Below are 18909 nucleotides of genomic sequence, written 5' to 3' on the forward strand. Positions count from 1 at the left end.
GAGCATGAGACACGCGTTCGCGCTGACGCCCGGGGGCGTCGACGCCGTCGACGGCGACGACTCCGCCGTGCCCGGCAACGGCGGCGCCGGCCGCTGGACCACCCTCGTCCTCCCGTCGGACCCGGAGCTGGCCCCGCGTGAGCTCACCGCCGCGCTCGAGGACGCCGGCCTCCCGGACGCCGCCGATCTCGCCGCACGGACGCTGGATCCGCGTCAGCACGCGACGTCCGGGACGAGCGACGTCATCGTCCTGCACGTCCCGATGCTGACGTACGACTCGAGTCACGACGAGATCCGCGCCGAGAAGGTCGTGGTGATCTGCTCGCGGGACGCCGTCGTGACGGCGAGCCGGTCCGCGGCGATCCTCGACGACGTCGTCGACCAGGTGTGTGACGCGCCGGCTCCGAACGGTGCGGGACCGTACTGGGTGCTGCGGCACGTCCTCGCGATCGCCGCTGACACCGCCTCGGGCGCCGAGGAGGACGTGGACGCCCGGACGGCGGCGCTCGAGCGGCTCGTGTTCTCCCAGGAGCACGCCGACCCGGTGGCGGCGCTCTACCGCGTCAAACGGGCGATCGCCACCGCGCGTCGATCGCTGGACCCCCTCGTCACCCGGATCGAGCTCGTGGTGGACGACGAGGACCTGGTCGATCGACTCCCCGAGGGTGCCGAACAGGGGCTGCGCCGCCTCGGCGCCGCCCTCGACCGCGTCAACCGCGCCCTCGAGAGCGACGACCGCCTGCTCGGCGACATGCTCACCGCGCACCTCACGCTGGTCCAGGTGCAGCAGAACGAGGACATGCGGAAGATCTCCGCGTACGCCGCGCTCATCACCGTGCCGACGCTCATCGCCGGCATCTACGGCATGAACTTCGACCACATGCCGGAGCTGACGTGGACCTTCGGCTACCCGCTCGCCGTCGCCCTCATGGTCGCCGTCGTGCTCGGACTGCGCCGCTGGTTCCGGCGGTCCGGCTGGCTCTAGGCGTCAGGAGATCGGCTCGAGGACCCCTGTCGCGAGCAGCACGAGGACCAGCGCCGCGAGCGCGAACCGGTAGACCACGAACACGCCGTAGCCCCGGGTCGTCACGTAGCGCAGGAACCAGACGATCACCGCGAAGCCGACGACGAACGCGACGGCCGTCGCGAGCACGATCGATCCCACGCCCACGGCCACCCCGCCCTGCTCGTGCCCGGCGGCGGCGCGGACCGCCTCGTACACACCGGAACCCAGCACCGCCGGGATCGCCAGCAGGAACGAGTACCGGGCCGCGGCCTCACGCGTGTAGCCCATCGCGAGCCCGGCGGTGATCGTGCCCCCGGACCGCGAGACGCCGGGGATCAGCGCCATCGCCTGGGCGAGGCCGAACGCCACGCCGTGGCGGGCCGTCAACCGGTCGAGCTCGCGCTCCTTGCGCCCGTACCGGTCGGCGAGGCCGAGCAGCACGGCGAAGATCACGAGCGTCGCCGCCGTCCACCGCAGGTCCCGGAGCGCTCCCTCGATCGCCTCGGTGAACAGCACGCCGAGCAGGACGATCGGCACGGAGCCCAGGATGATGAGCCACCCCATCCGCGCGTCCGGATCGGGGAGCGAGAACGGGTTGCGCCAACCGCCGTCCGGACGGCGCAGCGCCCGCAGCGAACGCCACCACGCCGCGATGATGCGCGCGATGTCGTGCCGGAAGTAGACGAGCACCGCGAGCTCGGTCCCGATCTGGATGACGGCGGTGAACATCGCGCCGACGTCCGCCCCGTCCAGCAGGAGCGAGCCGACGATGCGCACGTGCGCGCTCGAGGAGATCGGGAGGAACTCGGTGAGCGCCTGCACGAGGCCGAGGACTATCGCTTCCCACCAGGTCACGGTCGACCAGCCTAAGCGCGCCCGGGCGATAACCTGCCGCACATGCAGCTGCGTCGCCTCGGGTCCTCGGGCCTGCGCACCTCCGCCCTCGGTCTCGGCACGATGACGTGGGGTCGCGACACCGACGCGCTGGAGGCCGCCGACTCGCTCCGCGCGTTCGTCGAGGCCGGTGGAACGCTGCTGGACACGGCCGCCTCGTACGGCGACGGCGCCGCCGAGGAGGTCATCGGCGGACTGCTCCGCGACGTCGTCGCGCGCGACGAGGTCGTGCTGTGCACGAAGGCGGGAGCCCGCCGCGGGCCCGACGGCGTCCGCGTCGACGCCGGGCGCGGCGCGCTCCTCGACACGCTCGACGCGTCCCTGCGCCGGCTCGGCACCGACCACGTCGACCTGTGGCTCGTGCAGGCCCCCGACTCCGGCACGACGATGGCGGAGACCGTCTCAGCGCTCGACGTCGCCGTCCGGACGGGCCGCACGCGGTACGCGGGACTCGCGAACCATCCGGGCTGGAGCACCGCGCACGCCGCCACCCTGGCGGCCGCCGCGGGCGTCCCCCTGGCGGCGGCGCAGGTGGAGTACTCCCTGCTCGAGCGCGGGATCGAGCGGGAGCTCGTGCCCGCCGCGCACGAGCTCGGGCTGGGCGTCATGGCGTGGTCGCCGCTCGGGCGCGGCGTGCTCACCGGAAAGTACCGACGGTCCGTGCCCGCCGACTCCCGGGCCGCGTCGCCCCACCTGCGGGGCTTCGTCGAGCCGTATCTGACCGACGACGCACGGTCCGTGGTCGAGGCTCTCGTCACGGCCGCGGACGGCCTCGGGCGTGCCCCGCTGGAGGTGGCCCTGGCGTGGGTGCGCGACGCTCCCGGGGTGGGCTGCGCCGTCGTCGGCGCCCGGACGACAGCTCAGCTGCGCGGCTCCCTCGCCGCCGACGACCTCGAGCTGCCCGAGCAGATCCGTGCCGTCCTCGACGAGATCACGGCGCCCGAGCTCGGCTACCCCGAGCGGCGCTGAGGCGAGCTGGGCCGGTCAGGCCTCGTCGACGTCGTCGAACGACTCGAGGTCGTCGTCGTCCTCGTCCTCGTCGAGGTCGTCGTCCTCGTCGTCGTCCTCGTAGATGTCGAACGGCGTGTCGACGCCGTAGCTGCGGAAGAGGGCGTCGTCGTACGTGTCGAACGCGTCGGCGAGCGCGGCCTGCGCCGAGAGCACCACCGGCGCGTCCGCGTCCCGAGCGGCGCGCGCCGCGTCGAGGTGCGCCTCGAAGGCGGCGAACAGACGGTCGAGCGCGGCACGCGGGTCAGTCGCCATACCCCGAACCGTAGCGCGGCATGGGGCACAATGACACGGCAAAAGCAGCGCTCCGGCGCGGCGACGAACACCAGGAGGGAGCCCGATGCCGACGGCGACCGCTCACCGCCCCGCACAGTACGAGTTCCGTGTCCTGACCCTGCCGGGGACGGCGAGCCGAGGGTCCGTCCGCCAGATGCTCACCGACGAGGCCGAGTACGGCCGCTGGGAGCTTGCGCGGACCCGCGTGTACGTCGGCGGGCACCGCCGGGTCTGGTTGCGCCGCAAGGTCGTGAGGGTCACCAGCACTCTCTGAGCTGCGCCGGCCGGTCGCTCAGCAGGTCCGCAGAAGTCGGGAGAGCACGCGCACCCCGAACTGCAGCGCGTCCACGGGCACGCGCTCGTCCACGCCGTGGAACATGCCGGCGAAGTCCAGGTCGGCGGGCAGCCGCAGCGGCGCGAAGCCGTAGCCGGTGATGCCGAGCCGCGACAGCGACTTGTTGTCGGTGCCGCCGGAGAGCATGTACGGGAGGACGACGGCGCCGGGGTCCTCCGCGTCGAGCGAGGCCACCATCGCGTCGACGAGGCCTCCCGCGAAGGGCACCTCGAGGGCGACGTCGCGGTGGATGTCCTGAAGCCGGACGTGCGGCCCCGCGAGCTCCCGGACCGCGTCGAGCGTCGCCTGTTCCTGGCCGGGGAGGAACCGCACGTCGATCGCCGCGCTGGCGCTGCCCGGCACGACGTTCGCCTTGTACCCGGCGTCGAGCTGCGTGGGGTTCGCGTTCGCACCGAGCGTCGCCCCGACGAACTTGCGGACCGGGCCGAGCGCGTCCACGAGCGCCGTCACGCTCGCCGGGTCGTCCTCGCTCCACGACGTCCCCGTCAGGTCCGCCACGCCGTCGAGCAGGCCCCGCACCGTCGGCGTGAGGTGCCGTGGCCAGGCGTGCGCGCCGATGCGCGCGACGGCGCCAGCGAGCCGGGTGACGGCGTTGTCCGTGTTCACCTGAGAGCCGTGGCCGGCGGTGCCGTCGGCCACCAGCCGCAGCCACGCGATGCCCTTCTCCGCCGTCTGCAGCAGGTAGGCCCGGCGGCCGTCGACCTCCACGGAGAAGCCCCCGACCTCGCTGATCGCCTCCGTGGCCCCCTCGAACACCTCCGGCCGGTTGTCGACCACCCAGCGGGCCCCGAGCGCCCCGCCCGCCTCCTCGTCGGCGAAGAACGCGATGACGAGGTCCCGCGGCGGGCGCCAGCCGGTGCGCGCCATGTCCCGCAGGACGGCGAGGATCATCGCGTCCATGTCCTTCATGTCGACGGCGCCGCGGCCCCACACGAGACCGTCCATCTCGTCGCCGCCGAACGGGTCGACCTTCCAGTCGGACGCCTCGGCCGGGACGACGTCGGTGTGGCCGTGCACCACGAGGGCCGGACGGGTGGGATCCGTCCCCGGGATCCGCAGCAGCACGCTCGAGCGGCGCGGCGCCGACTCCACGATCTCCGGGTCGTAGCCGACCTCGGTGAGCTGCTCCATCACGTACTCGGCGGCGGCGCGCTCCCCCGGGCCGGAGTCGTCTCCGTAGTTCGACGTGTCGAACCGGATCAGCTCGCGGCAGATCCGGACGACCTCGTCCTCGGGCCTGGGGGCCGTGCTGGGCGTGGTCATCGTGTCCTCCTCCTCAGCCCGTGAGCCCGCGGCGGACGAGCAGCGGCGTGATGTCGGCGTCCCGGCCGCGCAGCTCGCGGTAGAAGCCGAGCGGGTCCCCCGCGTGCCCGCGGGACAGCAGCGCCTCCCGGAACCGCTGACCCCGTTCGCGTGTGAGGCCACCGTGCTCGCCCTCACGGAACCACTCCACGGTGTCGGCGTCGAGCACCTCCGACCAGATGTACGAGTAGTACCCGGCGTCGTACCCGCCGCCGAACGTGTGGTTGAAGTACGTCGAGCGGTACCGCGGCGGCACGAGCGGCACCGCGACGCCGAGGCGCTCCAGAGCGGCGTCCTCGAAGGTGACGACGTCGTCCGGTTCCGCGGGGACGTCGCCGACGGCGAGCTGGTGCCACGCCTGGTCGAGGAGGGCGGCACCGAGGTACTCGGTGGTCGCGAACCCCTCGCCGTACTGCTGCGACGCCCGCAGGCGCTCCACGAGGTCCGCGTCGAGAGGCTCCCCGGTCTCGTGGTGGCGGGCGTACCGCGCGAGGACCTCGGGGTGCCACGCCCACATCTCGTTGACCTGGGACGGGTACTCGACGAAGTCGCGCGGCACCGACGTGCCGGACAACGTGGGGTACCGCACGTCGGAGAACAGCCCGTGCAGGGCGTGCCCGAACTCGTGGAACGCGGTGATGACCTCGTCCCACGTCAGCAGCGCCGGCTCGCCCGCTGGCGGGCGCGTGACGTTGAGGTTGTTGAGCACCACGGGCTGCTCGCCGAGCAGGTGCGACTGCTCGACGAAGCTGTTCATCCATGCGCCGCCACGCTTGTGCTCCCGGGCGTAGTAGTCGCCGACGAACAGTCCGAGCCCGGTGCCGTCCTCCTCACGCACCTCCCACACGCGGACGCCGTCGGCGTACCCCGCCAGGTCGGGGCGCTCCGTGAACGTCAGCCCGTACAACCGGTTCGCCGCGAAGAACACGCCGTCGCGCAGCACGCGGTCGAGCTCGAGGTACGGGCGGAGCGTGGCCTGGTCGAACGCGAACTGCTCCGCCCGGACCCGGTCGGCCAGGAGCGGCCAGTCCGACGGCGCGAGCTCGGCACCGGGGTCCGTGGCCGCCAGGGCGGTGCGCAGCTCGTCCGCCTCCGCGCCGGCGTTGCGGACGGCGGGCGGGGCGAGCCGCCCGAGCATCGCCATGACCGCCTCGGTCGTCTTCGCCGTGCCGTCCTCGGCCACGTAGGCCGCGTGGTGCGGGTATCCGAGGAGGGCTGCGCGCTCCGCGCGGAGGCGCACGATCTCGAGGAGCGTCGCGCGCGTGTCGGAGTCGGCGTCACCGCCGGTGCCTCGTGCCGTCGACGCCGCGTGCACGCGCGCCCGCAGGTCGCGGTTCGTCGCGCTCGTGAGGATGGGCTGCGACGTGGGCAGGATCATCGTCACGAGGTAGCCGTCCCGGCCGCGGTCCGCGGCGGTCTGCGCGAGCGCCGCGATCTCGTCGGCCCCGAGGCCGGCGAGCTCGTCGGCGTCGGTCACCTCCACGGCGGCCGCCTGCATCCCGGCGACGACGCGCTGGCCGAAGTCCGTCTGCAGTGACGTGAGACGGGCGTTGAGCTCGCGCAGACGCTCCTGCTCCGCCTCCGGGAGCCGGACGCCGGCCCGGACGGCGTCGGTGCGCAGCCGCTGCAGCAGCCAGGCGGTCTCGTCGTCCAGCTCGACGCCGTCCGCTCCGCCCGCCGTCGCGCCGGCCTCGATCGTCTCGTACCGGGCGAACAGCCGGGCGTCGAGCACGAACGCGTCGTGGTGCGCGCTCAGCTCCGGTGCCACGTCGGCGGCGATGGCGTCGATCTCGTCGCCGCCGACAGCGCTGGCGTACGTGAAGAAGACGCGGAGCACGCGACCCAGGAGCCGGCCCGAACGCTCGAGCGGCTCGATCGTGTTCGCCGGCGTCGGCGCGTCGCCGCTCGCGTCGGTCGCCACCGCCTCCCACTCCGCCCGCTGCTGTGCGAGACCGGCGGCGATCGCGGGCCGGAAGTGCTCGATGCGGACAGCGGCGAGGTCCGGCAGCCCGTACGGCAGCGCGGAGGGTGCGGCGAACGGGTTGTCGGCGGGGAGGTCGACGGCGTCAGGGCCCGGGGTGGTGGCAGTCACAGTCCCCATTCATACCGCAGCGGGAAGCCTCGCCTGCTCCAGCTCACAGCCGGATATCGACGACGTGCGCCACACTCTGCGCATGGCCACGACGTTGGCGATCGAGCAGCACCTCGCAGCACTGGCGCGAGCCGGGTCCGCGCTCGTCGAGCACGTCGAACGTGCTGGTGACGGAGCCACGGTCCCGACGTGTCCGGCCTGGACGGCGCGACACCTGCTCGCGCACCAGGCCACCATCCATCGGTGGGCGACGTCACACGTGCGCGGCGACGACCCTGCAGAGCCGTCCGAGGAGTCGCTCGCCGCCGGGCAGACCGACCTGCCGGGCTACTACCGCTCCGGCCTCGACGCGCTGCTCGAGGCGCTCGAGGCCGCCCCGGTCGACCTGCAGGCCGTGACGTTCCTCAACGACGCTCCGCCCCCTCGGGCGTTCTGGGCCCGACGGCAGGCGCACGAGACGACCATCCACGCCGTCGACGCCGTCGCGGCGGTGCTCGGGCGCACTCCGAGCTCCGCGGAGGCGGCAGAGGCGGCCGGGATCGACGCCGAGCTCGCGCTGGACGGGATCGACGAGCTCCTCGCCGGGTTCCTCACCCGGAACCGCTATCCGCGGCTCGCCGCGCAGGATCGCCTGAGCCTCGCCGTGTCACCGACGGACGCCGCCGAGGTGTGGCTGGTCGACGCCGATGAGCACCTCGCCGCGGTCCGTGTGTCGTCCGCGACGGTTCCATCGCGCGCCGACGCCGAGATCTCCGGCACCGCGGTCCAGCTGTACCTCGGCCTGTGGAACCGCGGCACGGAGATCTCGGCCGGTGACCGTCCGGACGTCATCGACCTGTGGCGCGGCACGCAGAGGGTGCGATGACGACGCCGCGCCCGTCGTGTCGATTCCGGGCCCCGGCGGGCGTCATCCGCACGAAGCGACGCCGGCGGCTCGCACGAACACAGGAGGAACCCCATGCGGTACATGCTGTTCATCTGCACCGACCCCGACGGCGAGCCGTACTCCCCGGAGAAGGACGACATCGCCGAGTGGGTCGCCGAGAACACCCGTCGCGGGATCTCGCTGCACGGCGACCGCCTGCGCGACGTCGAGGACGCCACGACCGTGCGGGTGCGCCGCGGGGAGACGCTCGTGACCGACGGGCCGTTCGCCGAGACGCGGGAGCGCATCGCCGGCTACGACGTGATCGAGGTGCGTTCGCTCGACGAGGCGATCGAGGTCGCGTCACGACACCCGATGGCCCGCTTCGGGCGGGTCGAGGTCCGACCGGTGTGGCCGCTCGACCTGGACGCGCCGAGCTGACGTCGGCGAGCTGAGACTCCCGTCGTAGGCCTCGCCGCGCACGCCCTCACTCACGCATCTCGAGGAGGGCGTGCGCCGCGTGGTGACCACCGAGCCCGCTCACCGCTCCCCCTCGTCGCGCGCCGCTCCCGCACACGAGGACCCGTTCGTGGCCGGTCGCGACACCCCATCGCTGCGCCGGCGACCCGGCGCGCTCGCCGTCGTCGAGCCACGGCCAGGCGAGGTCGCCGTGGAAGATGTGCCCGCCCGGCATGCCGAGCTCGCGCTCCAGGTCGGACGGGAGCACGACCTCGACGCACGGACGGCCGTCGGCGTCCCTCGCGAGGAGGTCGTCGAGCGGCTCCGCGAGGTGCGCCTGGAGCGCGCTCGCAACCTCCCGCCACGCGCGCTCGTGCGCCCCGGCGTCGGTGAGCGTCTCCGGCGGCGCGTGCAGGCCGAAGTAGGTGAGGGTCTGGGCGCCGGAGTCCCGGAGCGGCGGCCCGAGGATGGTCCGGTCGGTGAGCGTGTGGCAGTACAGCTCGCCGACGGGCCAGGGCGCACCCGGTTCCCGGGCGGCCGCCGCTGCGTACGCCCCCTCGAGGCGGGACAGCTGCTCGTCGACGTGGAACGTCCCCGCGAACGCGACCGCCGGGTCCGCCCCCGAGGCCAGTCGCGGGAGGCGGTCCACGAGCAGGTTGATCTTGACCTGCGCCCCGCGCGGCGCGGGCGGGACGTCGCCCCTCGCGTCCCGCACGCCCAGCCGTGCCAGGACGGACGGCGCCACCCCGCTCAGCACGTGGGGTGCCTCGATGGCGCGGCCGTCCGCGAGGACGACGGCCACGCCGCCCCCGCCCGCGTCGACGGCGTGCACGTCGGCGCCCGTGACGAGGCGCGCACCCGCCTCGCGCGCGACCCGCTCGAGCTCGGCCGTCACCGCGCCCATGCCGCCGACCGGCACGCGCCACCGGCCCGTCCCGTTCCCGACGACGTGGTACAGAAAGCACCGGTTCGCGAGCAGCGAGGGGTCGAAGAGCGACGTGAACGTCCCGATCAGCGCGTCGGTCGCGACCACGCCGCGCACGAGGTCGTGGGCGAACCGGCGCTCGATCGCGGCACCGATCGGCCGCAGGACGACGTCCTCCCAGATGCCGGGGTCGACGGCGTCGCGCACGTCGGCGACGTCGGGCAGCGGCCCGAGCAGGGTCGGCGCGACGGCCGCGGCGAGCTCGCCCAGCCCGTCCGCGAGGCTGCGCCACGCCGCGTACTCGTCGTCGGCACCCGTGAGCGCGCGGAACGAGGCACGGGTGGCCTCGCCCTCCTCCGACTCGACGAGCAGACCACCGCCCGGGTACGGGGTGTACGACGCCGTAGCGCGGTCGCGGAGCTGCACCCGGAGCCCGAGGTCGGCGGCGAGCGCGTCCGGCAGCAGGCTCACGAGGTACGAGTACCGGGACAGCCGGGCGTCGAGTCCCGGCCACGGCCGCTCGCTGACCGCGGCGCCGCCGACGTGGTCGAGCCGTTCGAGGACGACGACGTCGAGCCCTTCCCGTGCGAGGTAGGCGGCGGCCACGAGGGCGTTGTGCCCACCGCCGAGGATGACGACGTCGGCCCGGGCGGGGAGCGTGAGCATCGCCCCATCATCGCGGCTCGTCCCGCGTCACGCCCCCGCCGGCCCCGGCCGCCCCGCGGGCTGCTCGGGCCGTGGTGCCGGCGGCGGCACGGCCACCGCGCCGACGACGGCGATGACCGCCACGACCACGAGCGCGAGCGCGCGCCCTCCGGTCGCCTCGGTCACGAGACCGGCTCCGACGGGTCCGAGCGCCGACCCGATGCCGCGCACGAGCGAGTAGGCGCCCAGCACCGTCCCGAGCATCGACGCCGTGACGATCTCGGCCGCGTAGATGCTCTCGAGCGTGGTGAGGGCGCCGACGGCCGTGCCCACGACGACGGCGAACGTGAGCGCGACCACGAGGTTGCCGGACGCGAGGAGGAGCAGGGAGCCGACCCCCATCGCGGCGATGCTCGCGCGGAACAGCGGCCGCGCCCCGACCCGGCGGACCGCCCACGGCAGCGGCAGCCGGCCGGCGAGCTGGAACAGGCCGCGCAGGCCGGCGAGCGCGGAGGCGGTGCCGAGCGCGAGCCCCGCCGTCACCATCGCCGGCACCTGGTACAGGAACATCACCGACGACGCCGCGCCGCCGCAGAGCGCGACCACGAGGAGCCGCCGCGTGAGCGGGGAACGGACGGCGTGCGCCAGGTCGCCCGCGAGGCTGCGGGGTGAGGGCGACGCCGGCGGCATCGGCGGGACCAGCGCGGCCGCCAGGGCGAACGCCGCGACGACCGTCGCTCCGACGATCGCGATGGCCGCACGCCAGCCGACCCCGAGCACGAGCCACGCCACGAGCGGCAGGAAGACCGGGCTCGCGAACGCGCCCCACAGCGTGTTCGTCGTGATCGCGCGCACCCGCGCGGCGGGGACCAGCCGCGAGATCGTCGCGTGCACGGCCGCGTAGTACCCGGCCCCGCCGACGCACGTCTGCGTGAGCACGGCTGCGACGACGAACACGGGCGCTGAGGGCGCCAGCGCGACGACGACCGTGCCGACGAGGGTCCCGGCGGCCCCGCCGAGGAACACGGGCCGCCCGCCCCACCGGTCGACCACCCGGCCGGCCACGACGGCGCCGACCCCGACGCCGAGCAACCCGATCCCGTACGCGGACGAGAGCGCGGACTCGCTCCATCCGGTCTCGCGCACGATGGGCTCGACGAGCACGCCGTACCCGTAGAACCACGACCCGAACGCGACGACCACGACGAGCCCGAACGCGACGGTGAGGCCGCGGGGCAGTCGCGCGGGACCACCCGGTGGACCCGGATCGTGACCGGCACCGCCGCCGCCCGCGCCGCCGTCGTCCACCCGCACGACGCACGAGCCTACGGGGCGGCGGGATCTCCGGCGCCGGGACCCGGGGCGGCGGACGGCGCCGGCGTGGGCTGCACCGCCTCGGTACGGCGAGCGAGGCTGAACTCCGAGAGCTCACGCTCCTTCTCGCGCCCGTACGGGAAGAACACCAGCGGCACGAGACCGAGCAGGCAGAACGCGATCGGCACGAGCGCCGTCGCGACCCGGATCCCGAGCACGGCCCCGGCTGACTGCTCGGGGGCCGTGCCGTCGTACCCGAACGCACCGATGATCGCCATGAAGATCGCGAGCTGAGCGCCCGCCACCGGCGCCGAGAGCAGCGCGCGGACCGAGGCGAACAGGCCGGTCTTGCGCGTGCCGGTCAGCATCTCGTTCTCGTCGATGAGAGCTGCCTCGAGCGGGGCGCCGGCGGTCGACATCGTGTACCGCCCGAACATGATGAGGAGGTAGCACAGGCCGACGTGCCACCACGCCGTCGCGAGCCAGAACAGCGCGGCGAACCCGGCGACGTACGGCACGGAACCGAGGAATATCGACCGCTTCCCGCCGATTCGCTTCACCGCGTTCGCGACGAACGGGAGCGCGGCCAGGACGAGGATCATCGGCGCCGTGTCGGCGATCGTCGCCTCGAACCCCTGGGAGCGCACGACGTGGTCCATGAAGTAGAGGAACGCCGTGAAGTACACGCCCATCGGCGCCTGGGCGAGCAGCCCGTACCCGAACCACGTCCAGAACGCGCGCATCCGCAGGATGCTCAGCACGTCGCGGCGCAGCTCGGGCCACGTCGGTCGGCCCTCCGCGTTGCCGCGCGCGTACAGCTCCGGCGGGTCCTTGAGGTTCGCGAGCGCGACGGCGTAGATCGCCCCGTTCACGAGCGCGACACCCATGAGCAGGAGCGCCATGGTCGTGTGCTCCGTCACCAGGTCGCCGACGAGCAGCTGGGTGGCGACGACCGTCGCGAGGAAGCTGAAGCCGTTGCTCAGCCAGGACCGCACGACGTCGACGTCGAGACGCTGCTCGCGCGTGGGCGCGGCGACGTAGCCGTAGCTCGTGGCGGAGATCGTGAAGAACGTCGCGGCGACGTCGAACAGGAACAGCTGGGCGAGGAAGACGACGAAGAGCGTCGCCTGCGACCAGGTCGGCTGCGCCCACGCCATCGCGACGAGGCCGAGCACCATGAACGGCGCCGTCACGCGCATGACGCGCAGGAACTTGCCCTTGCCCGTGCGGTACGACATCCGGTCGATGACGACGCCGAACACCGGGTCGTTGAGGACGTTCCAGATGTTGAACGCGAGGTACACCCAACCGACGTACTGCGGCTCGAGCCCGATGACGTCCGTGTAGAACTTCACGTACACGTTGTGGATGAGGACGCTGCTCATCATCGCCGCGGGCAGCGGCATGGCGATGAGCACCTTCTCCCGGAACGTCAGGCCGGGCGCGTCGAGCCGGTAGTGCCTCCGCCACGCCGCGAGGGCGCTCATCGCCGGCGGAGCAGCGCCCCGGCCTCGGTCTCGAAGAGGCCGGGCTCCCAGCACCAGTAGGCGTGGCTCCAGCCGTAGGAGGCGAACAGGTCGAGGAGGAACCTCCCGTGGGCGCGCACGCCCTCGTGCCTGCCGAACGCGCCCCACTCCCCCACGATCACCGGCACGCCGAGCCGCTCCTGGGTCTCGCGGTGCCGTTCGAAGATGACGGCGACGCGTTCGTCGCTGGCGAGCGGGACGGCGTCGGTGTCGACCACGAGGTCGTACCCGTGCGGCGCGTACGCGCCCGGGGCGACGTTCGCCGCGCACGGCACGCCCATGTTCGAGAAATAGCCGTTCCCCCGGAGGACGACGACGCCGGGCGCTGCTTCGGAGAGCGCCGCCGCGAGGCGTGCGTAGAACGGGTCGAGCACGTCCGTCTCGAACGGGGCCGCGATCGGGGCGGCGGCGTCGCCGAGGGCGCGGTACAGGTCGGCGTCCGTGAGGTGGTCGAGCGCCGCGAGCTTGCGGGCCGGGTCGGCGAACGCGGCCGCCATCTGCGTGGCGTCGCCGAGCCCGGTGAGCTCGCCGAACGTGCCGAGCAGGTACCCGAAGATCTCGGGTGCACCGGATCCTGGCACGGGCTCGTTGAGGACGTCGAAGCCGAGCACCGCCTCGCGCCCCCCGAGGCGCGCGCCGACCGTCCGCCACATGGCGACGAACCGGTCCTGGATCCCGACGCCGCCGGGTCCGGGCCGGTTCGCCCAGAACGCGTCCCACGCCTCGTGCACCGCCGGTGAGGTCAGGTAGGCGTCGCTCCACAGCTCGGTGGGCTCGAACGGCTGCTCCGTGAGCGTCGCCCACGCCGGGGCGCCGTCGCCGAACGCATCCGAGTAGAGGTCCTGATGAGCGTCCAGGATGACGTGGAAGCCGCGTGCCGCGAGCAGGTCGACCTGCTCTTCGAGCCACGCCAGGTAGGACTCGTCGTACCTGCCTGGCTCCGGCTCGACGGCGGCCCAGACGAACCCGAGCCGCGCCAGGTCGAACCCGGCGTCGGCGAGGTCGTCGAGGTCCGCAGGGGTCCACACGCCGCGATAGGTGCGCGTGCCGGAGCCGTCGTCGTGCCCCTTCTCGACGAGGTTGATGCCATGGAAGATGCGCTCGCGGCCGGCCTCGTCGACGAAGCTCGTGCCGCGCGCCACGATGCGGTGCGCCATCGTCGGAACGTAGCGCAGGGTCGTGGCGCGCACGGCGCGTTTCGGCCAGCGGTCGTGCCAGGCTGTCGGGATGGACGTGGTGGTGCGCGGCGCCGGCGTCGAGGATGCCGCGGACGTGGCGCGGATCTACGTCGAGTCCTGGAACGCCGGCTTCGGGCACCTGCTGCACACCCGCACCCTGGGCGACGACGACCGTGTGCGCTGGCGCCGAGCCCTCGCCGACGGGGTCGTGACGTGGCAGGTGGCGGAGCGGGGCGGCGTCGTCGTCGGCTTCGTCGGCACTGGACCGAGCCGTGACCCGGCCGATGGCGACCTCGGCGAGCTGGACACGATCGCCGTCGACCCGGGGCACTGGCGGAGCGGGGTCGGGTCGGCGCTGATGGCAGCCGCGCTCGCCGACCTGCGCGCCGCCGGGTACCCCCGCGCGGTGCTGTGGACAGTGGCCGGCTACGAGCGCGGCCTCGCCTTCTACACCCAGGCGGGATGGGTGCTCACGGGCGCCGTCCGAGACGACGGACACCAGGTCGCGCTCGCCCTGGATCTGGCGCCACAGATGTGATTCAGCCCCACCCCACGTGGTATGTTGACGGCCGTCGCCAGGCGCCTGAGAGGGGTCTGCGGCACACCCCGTCCGGGTGGCGGAATTGGCAGACGCGCTAGCTTGAGGTGCTAGTGCCCGTATAGGGCGTGGGGGTTCAAGTCCCCCCTCGGACACCACGCGAACGGCGGGACCCGGTCGGGTCCCGCCGTTCGTCGTCTCCGCACGAGCGGATGGAGGGTCGCGATGGCCGTGAGCATGAACGACGTGGCACGCCACGCCGGAGTCTCGCAACGGACGGTCTCGAACGTCGTCACCGGCAGCGTGAACGTCGCCCCTGCGACCCGGGAGAAGGTGCTCGCGAGCATCGAGGCGCTCGGCTACCGGCCGAACGTCGCGGCGCAGCGCCTTCGACGTGGCCGGACGGCGACCGTCACGCTCGCGGTGCCCAGCCTCCACGAGCGCTACTTCGCTGACCTCGCGGCCGCCGTCGTCGCGGAGGCCGACCGCCGTGATCTCAAGGTGCTGGTCGAGACGACGGACGGGGATCGCGAGAACGAGCTGGCGCTGCTGCGCGGCGGCGACCTCCTCACTGACGGCGTCATCATGAGCGCCGTCGCGCTGACGGCGCGGGACGAGGCGATCCGCCACCCGGACTACCCCCTCGTGCTGGTCGGTGACCGAGAGCTGTACAGCCAGCTCGACCACGTCGGCACGGACAACCGTGGGGCGGCGCACGCCGCGGTGACGCACCTCCTCGAGCTGGGCCGCCGGCGGATCGTGCTCCTCGGGGGCCGGACCGGCCCGTCCCGCACGCTCGAGCTGCGCATGGCCGGCTACCGAGACGCGCTCGCCGAGCATCAGGTGGCGTACGACCCCGACCTCGTCGTGGCGTGCTCCTGGTCGCACGCCGCGGGCGAGCAGGCCGTGCGGGCGCTCCTCGAGCAGCCCGGCATCGCGTTCGACGCGCTCTTCGCGATGAACGACTCGGCGGCGCTCGGCGCCATCCGTGCGCTGGTCCGCGCGGGTAGGACTGTGCCCGCGGACGTGGCCGTCATCGGGTTCGACGACATCAAGGAGGCCCAGTTCTCCGTGCCGTCGCTGACCTCCGTCGGACCGGCGGCCGACGACCTCGCGGCGGCGGCGCTCGATCTCCTGGCCGCCCAGCTCGACGGCTCGCAGCGCGTCCCGGCTCACCACCGCACGCCGTTCCACCTGCACGTCCGCGAGAGCACCGGCACGCCCGCGACCGCCTGACCTCTCCGCAACCGGCTCGACTCTCGATCACCCTCTTGTGCTACGTAGCAACGCTGTGCTTCCATACCGCTCGACAGTGAGTTGCTACGAAGCAATGACCACGAGGAGGTGGCATGGTGAAGCGAACAGGACCCCCGACGCTCGACCGGAGGACACTCCTGCGCGCCGGGCTCGCCGGGGGTGCGGGGCTCGGGATCGGTGCACTGGGCGCGTGCGCGGCACCCGGGTCGACGACGGCTGCGGAGCTCGCGTTCTGGCACCTGATGGGTGGCGGCGACGGCATCCGGATGGACGAGATCCTGCACGAGATGGCCGGTGAGCTCTCCGGTGCCCGGATCAAGCAGACGGTGCTCGCGTGGGGGACGCCGTACTACACGAAGCTCGCCATGGCCTCAGCCGGAGGGCGCGCCCCCGATCTCGCCGTCGTGCACCTCTCCCGGCTGGCCGGGTACGCGCCCGGCGGCCTGCTCGACGAGTGGGACATCGCCCGCTTCGAGCCGTACGGCGTCTCGGAGGAGACGTTCGCCGCGCCGATCTTCGAGCGTATGCAGGTCGACGGGAAGCTGTTCGCCATCTCGCTCGACTCCCACGCGTTCGTGAGGTTCTTCAACCCGGACGTGGCCGACGCCGCCGGGCTCCTGGACGCCGACGGCACGATCCCCGCGGCGTCCGACGTCGAGGAGTTCGTCGACCAGGCCCGGGCGATGGCCGACGTCACCGGCGACCTCGGCATCTGCTACGGCTGGCTCGGCGACTCCGCCCACATGTGGCGCCTGTTCTGGACGTTCTACACCCAGCAGGGCGCGACCATGGAGATGGCCGACGGCGTCTTCCAGTTCTCCGAGGACGCGTTCGTCGGAGCGCTCGACACGATCATCGCGATCATCTCCAGCGACGCCGCGAACCGGCGTTCCGACGGCGGCTTCGCGTTCTCGACGTTCACCTCCGGCGGCGCCGGCGAGTTCCTCTCCGGCGTGTGGGATGTCCCCGGGCTGCTCGACTCCGGTGTCCCTCTCGACGCCTCACCGATCCCGAACCTGTTCGGCACCGGGCTGGACGCCGTCTGGGGCGACTCCCACGCGTTCGTCCTGCCCCATCAGGACCGCCCCGACGAGGACCGGCGGGAGAAGGTCTACGAGGCCGTGTCGCTCATCCTCAAGCACTCCCTCACGTGGGCCACGGCCGGCCACACGCCGGCGTACACCCCGATCACGCTGGAGCCCGAGTTCGGCGGCCTCATGCCGAACACGCACTACGCCGAGACCGCCGAGTACCTGCACTTCGACCCCGCCGTGTCGTTCGCCGGTTCGGGCTCGAACTGGCAGGCCCAGTTCGGGCAGGCGGTCCAAGCCGCGCTGCTCGGCACCGCGTCCACGTCCGACGCACTCACGTCCTTCACCGAGATGACTGACGACTTCGTCCGTCAGGCAGTGATCTGAGGAGCCCGGATGTCTTCCGTCCCCACCACCGTCACGGCGCCGGGCGCGGCGAGAACGCGTCGCCCGCTGCGCCGTCATCCGCTCGGGCTGCTCTACGTCGCCCCGTTCGTCGTCCTGTTCGCGATGTTCCTCGTGTGGCCCACCATCTACGGGCTGTGGTTGAGCCTCACCGACCGCAACCTCGCCGGCGTCGACCCGGCCGCCTTCATCGGGCTCGCCAACTACGCCGAGGCGTTCGCCGACCCCGTCATGTGGCGTTCCCTCGGCAACACCGTCTGGTTCACGGTCCTCACCACCGTGCCTCTGGTGGTGCTGCCCCTGGCGTTCGCGCTGCTCGTCAACCTCAAGGTTCGAGGTCAGTGGCTGTGGCGCCTGGCGATCTTCATGCCGTTCCTGCTCGCGTCGACCGTGGTCAGCCAGATCTGCGTCTGGCTCCTCAACCCGGACCTCGGCCTGATCAACGCGACGCTCGCACGGATCGGCATCACGGGACCCGCCTGGCTGCAGGACCCGAGCACGGCGATGTACGCGGTCGTCATGGCCACCGTGTGGTGGACCGTCGGCTTCAACTTCCTGCTGTACCTGACGTCGGTGCAGGCCATCCCCGCCCAGATCTTCGAGGCGGCGGCCGTCGACGGCGCGTCCGGGTGGCGGCAGCTCGTCTCGATCACGCTCCCGCTGCTGCGGCGGACGACGGCGCTCGTCGTCGCGCTCCAGGTGCTGGCCTCGATCAAGGTGTTCGACCAGATCTATCAGATGACCGGTGGCGGCCCGGAGAACTCGACCCGGGCGATCCTCATGTACGTCTACGACACCGGATTCAGCAGCTATCGGCTGGGGTACGCCTCCGCGATCTCCTACATCTTCTTCGCGATCGTCGTCGTGCTCTCGCTCGCCCAGTTCCGCCTCTTCGCCCGGAGGTCCGCGTCATGACCACGCTCGCCGCCCCCCGCCGTACCGCTCCGCCGCCGCCGTCCACCCGGCCCCGCGGGCCGCAGCACAGCGTGCGCGCCGGTCTCGTCGCCGCGTACGCGACGCTCGCCGTCGTCGCCTTCGCCTGGCTCCTGCCGTTCCTGTGGGCGCTCAACACGTCGTTCAAGTCCGAGACCGACGCCTCGGCGCTCCCGGTGTCCGTGCTTCCCGAGGGCGGGTACACGACGAGCGCCTACCGGGCGATCGTCGACGCCGGCAACGTGCCCCTGTGGATGGGCAACAGCGCCCTGGTGGCGGTCGCCGTCACCGTGCTGAGCCTCGTCGTCTCGACGCTGACGGCGTACGCGTTCTCCCGGCTGGACTTCCCGGGCCGGAAGGCGCTGTATGTCTTGACGATCGCGTCGATCATGGTGCCGACGCAGATCTTCATCGTGCCCCTGTTCGACGAGATGCTGGCCCTCGGTCTCGTCGACACGTACTGGGGCATCATCCTGCCCCAGCTCATCCACCCGGCCATGATCTTCGTGCTCAAGCGGTTCTTCGACGAGGTCCCGCAGGAGCTGGAGGACGCGGCGCTGGTCGACGGCGCCAGCCGCCTCCGGATCTTCCTCGGGATCGTGCTCCCGCTGTCCCGACCGATCATCGCCGCCGTCGCGATCTTCATCTTCATCGGCGCGTGGAACAACTTCCTCTGGCCGTTCATCGTGACGAACAACCCCGCCCTCATGACCCTGCCCGTCGGCCTGCAGGCAGTGACTCCGGGCTACGGCGTGACGTTCGCGCTCAAGATGGCGCAGGCTGTGATCGCCGCCCTGCCGCTCATCGTCGTCTTCGTCTTCTTCCAACGTCAGATCATCCGGAGCATCTCCACCACGGGGATCGCCGGGACCTGACCCGCACCACCCCGACCGCCACACC

Annotated in this window: 18 protein-coding genes and 1 tRNA gene; 11 read left to right on the forward strand and 8 right to left on the reverse strand. The window is 72.7% G+C overall.

What is annotated here, in order from left to right; translation table 11 throughout:
- Positions 1–4 precede the first annotated feature (4 nt).
- Complete coding sequence (locus BCAV_RS21645; protein WP_015882739.1) at positions 5–985, forward strand: magnesium and cobalt transport protein CorA; 981 nt, start codon at positions 5–7, stop codon at positions 983–985.
- A gap of 3 nt (positions 986–988) precedes the next feature.
- Here the strand turns inward: BCAV_RS21645 and BCAV_RS11325 are convergent, their stop codons facing one another.
- Complete coding sequence (locus BCAV_RS11325; RefSeq protein ID WP_015882740.1) at positions 989–1861, reverse strand: undecaprenyl-diphosphate phosphatase; 873 nt, start codon at positions 1859–1861, stop codon at positions 989–991.
- Positions 1862–1903: 42 nt separating this feature from the next.
- Here BCAV_RS11325 and BCAV_RS11330 point away from each other — a divergent pair, with 42 nt between their 5' ends.
- A complete protein-coding gene (locus tag BCAV_RS11330) occupies positions 1904–2869 on the forward strand; it encodes an aldo/keto reductase (protein WP_015882741.1) in 966 nt (321 codons plus the stop codon).
- A gap of 15 nt (positions 2870–2884) precedes the next feature.
- Here the strand turns inward: BCAV_RS11330 and BCAV_RS11335 are convergent, their stop codons facing one another.
- On the reverse strand, positions 2885–3163 hold the full coding sequence (locus BCAV_RS11335) for a hypothetical protein (protein ID WP_015882742.1): 279 nt from the start codon (positions 3161–3163) through the stop codon (positions 2885–2887).
- A gap of 85 nt (positions 3164–3248) precedes the next feature.
- Here BCAV_RS11335 and BCAV_RS11340 point away from each other — a divergent pair, with 85 nt between their 5' ends.
- Complete coding sequence (locus BCAV_RS11340; RefSeq protein ID WP_015882743.1) at positions 3249–3458, forward strand: DUF5703 family protein; 210 nt, start codon at positions 3249–3251, stop codon at positions 3456–3458.
- 18 nt (positions 3459–3476) lie between these two features.
- On the opposite strand, the gene BCAV_RS11345 is transcribed toward BCAV_RS11340, so the two are convergent.
- Together BCAV_RS11345 and BCAV_RS11350 are read right to left on the reverse strand one after the other, a co-directional pair.
- Positions 3477–4802, reverse strand: coding sequence for a M20/M25/M40 family metallo-hydrolase (locus BCAV_RS11345; RefSeq protein WP_015882744.1), 1326 nt, complete (start codon positions 4800–4802; stop codon positions 3477–3479).
- A gap of 13 nt (positions 4803–4815) precedes the next feature.
- Positions 4816–6942 (reverse strand): M3 family metallopeptidase, encoded by a 2127-nt coding sequence (locus tag BCAV_RS11350; RefSeq protein ID WP_015882745.1) that lies wholly within the window; start codon positions 6940–6942, stop codon positions 4816–4818.
- A 73-nt stretch (positions 6943–7015) separates the two neighbouring features.
- Here BCAV_RS11350 and BCAV_RS11355 point away from each other — a divergent pair, with 73 nt between their 5' ends.
- Both BCAV_RS11355 and BCAV_RS11360 read left to right on the forward strand, forming a co-directional pair.
- The gene (locus BCAV_RS11355; RefSeq protein ID WP_050761724.1) at positions 7016–7798 is read left to right on the forward strand and encodes a maleylpyruvate isomerase N-terminal domain-containing protein; all 783 of its coding nucleotides are present in this window, start codon (positions 7016–7018) and stop codon (positions 7796–7798) included.
- 93 nt (positions 7799–7891) lie between these two features.
- Positions 7892–8239 (forward strand): YciI family protein, encoded by a 348-nt coding sequence (locus BCAV_RS11360; protein ID WP_015882747.1) that lies wholly within the window; start codon positions 7892–7894, stop codon positions 8237–8239.
- Positions 8240–8285: 46 nt separating this feature from the next.
- On the opposite strand, the gene BCAV_RS11365 is transcribed toward BCAV_RS11360, so the two are convergent.
- From BCAV_RS11365 to BCAV_RS21650, 4 genes are read right to left on the reverse strand one after another with little or no spacing between them, the layout of a single operon-like run.
- Entirely contained in the window at positions 8286–9848 is a 1563-nt protein-coding gene (locus BCAV_RS11365) for a phytoene desaturase family protein (protein ID WP_015882748.1), read from the reverse strand.
- 27 nt (positions 9849–9875) lie between these two features.
- The gene (locus BCAV_RS11370; protein WP_015882749.1) at positions 9876–11141 is read right to left on the reverse strand and encodes an MFS transporter; all 1266 of its coding nucleotides are present in this window, start codon (positions 11139–11141) and stop codon (positions 9876–9878) included.
- Between the two features lie 11 nt (positions 11142–11152).
- Positions 11153–12628 carry an MFS transporter gene (locus BCAV_RS11375; protein ID WP_015882750.1) on the reverse strand — a complete coding sequence of 492 codons (1476 nt, stop codon included), beginning with the start codon at positions 12626–12628 and terminating at the stop codon, positions 11153–11155.
- On the reverse strand, positions 12625–13824 hold the full coding sequence (locus tag BCAV_RS21650; RefSeq protein ID WP_144016766.1) for a glycoside hydrolase family 5 protein: 1200 nt from the start codon (positions 13822–13824) through the stop codon (positions 12625–12627). The genes BCAV_RS11375 and BCAV_RS21650 overlap by 4 nt, the downstream gene beginning before the upstream one ends.
- A 70-nt stretch (positions 13825–13894) precedes the next feature.
- On the opposite strand from BCAV_RS21650, the gene BCAV_RS11385 reads away from it, so the two are divergent.
- From BCAV_RS11385 to BCAV_RS11410, 6 genes are all read left to right on the forward strand, one after another.
- Entirely contained in the window at positions 13895–14383 is a 489-nt protein-coding gene (locus tag BCAV_RS11385) for a GNAT family N-acetyltransferase (protein WP_015882752.1), read from the forward strand.
- A 70-nt stretch (positions 14384–14453) separates the two neighbouring features.
- Positions 14454–14541 (forward strand) — tRNA-Leu (locus BCAV_RS11390).
- A 67-nt stretch (positions 14542–14608) separates the two neighbouring features.
- The gene (locus BCAV_RS11395; RefSeq protein ID WP_015882753.1) at positions 14609–15619 is read left to right on the forward strand and encodes a LacI family DNA-binding transcriptional regulator; all 1011 of its coding nucleotides are present in this window, start codon (positions 14609–14611) and stop codon (positions 15617–15619) included.
- 113 nt (positions 15620–15732) lie between these two features.
- Entirely contained in the window at positions 15733–17058 is a 1326-nt protein-coding gene (locus BCAV_RS11400) for a type 2 periplasmic-binding domain-containing protein (RefSeq protein ID WP_015882754.1), read from the forward strand.
- Positions 17059–17067: 9 nt separating this feature from the next.
- The gene (locus tag BCAV_RS11405) at positions 17068–17991 is read left to right on the forward strand and encodes a carbohydrate ABC transporter permease (protein WP_015882755.1); all 924 of its coding nucleotides are present in this window, start codon (positions 17068–17070) and stop codon (positions 17989–17991) included.
- Positions 17988–18884, forward strand: a complete 897-nt coding sequence (locus BCAV_RS11410; RefSeq protein ID WP_015882756.1) for a carbohydrate ABC transporter permease — start codon at positions 17988–17990, stop codon at positions 18882–18884. The genes BCAV_RS11405 and BCAV_RS11410 overlap by 4 nt, the downstream gene beginning before the upstream one ends.
- Positions 18885–18909 lie beyond the last annotated feature (25 nt).

This window comes from Beutenbergia cavernae DSM 12333 (assembly GCF_000023105.1).
Lineage (GTDB): Bacteria > Actinomycetota > Actinomycetes > Actinomycetales > Beutenbergiaceae > Beutenbergia > Beutenbergia cavernae.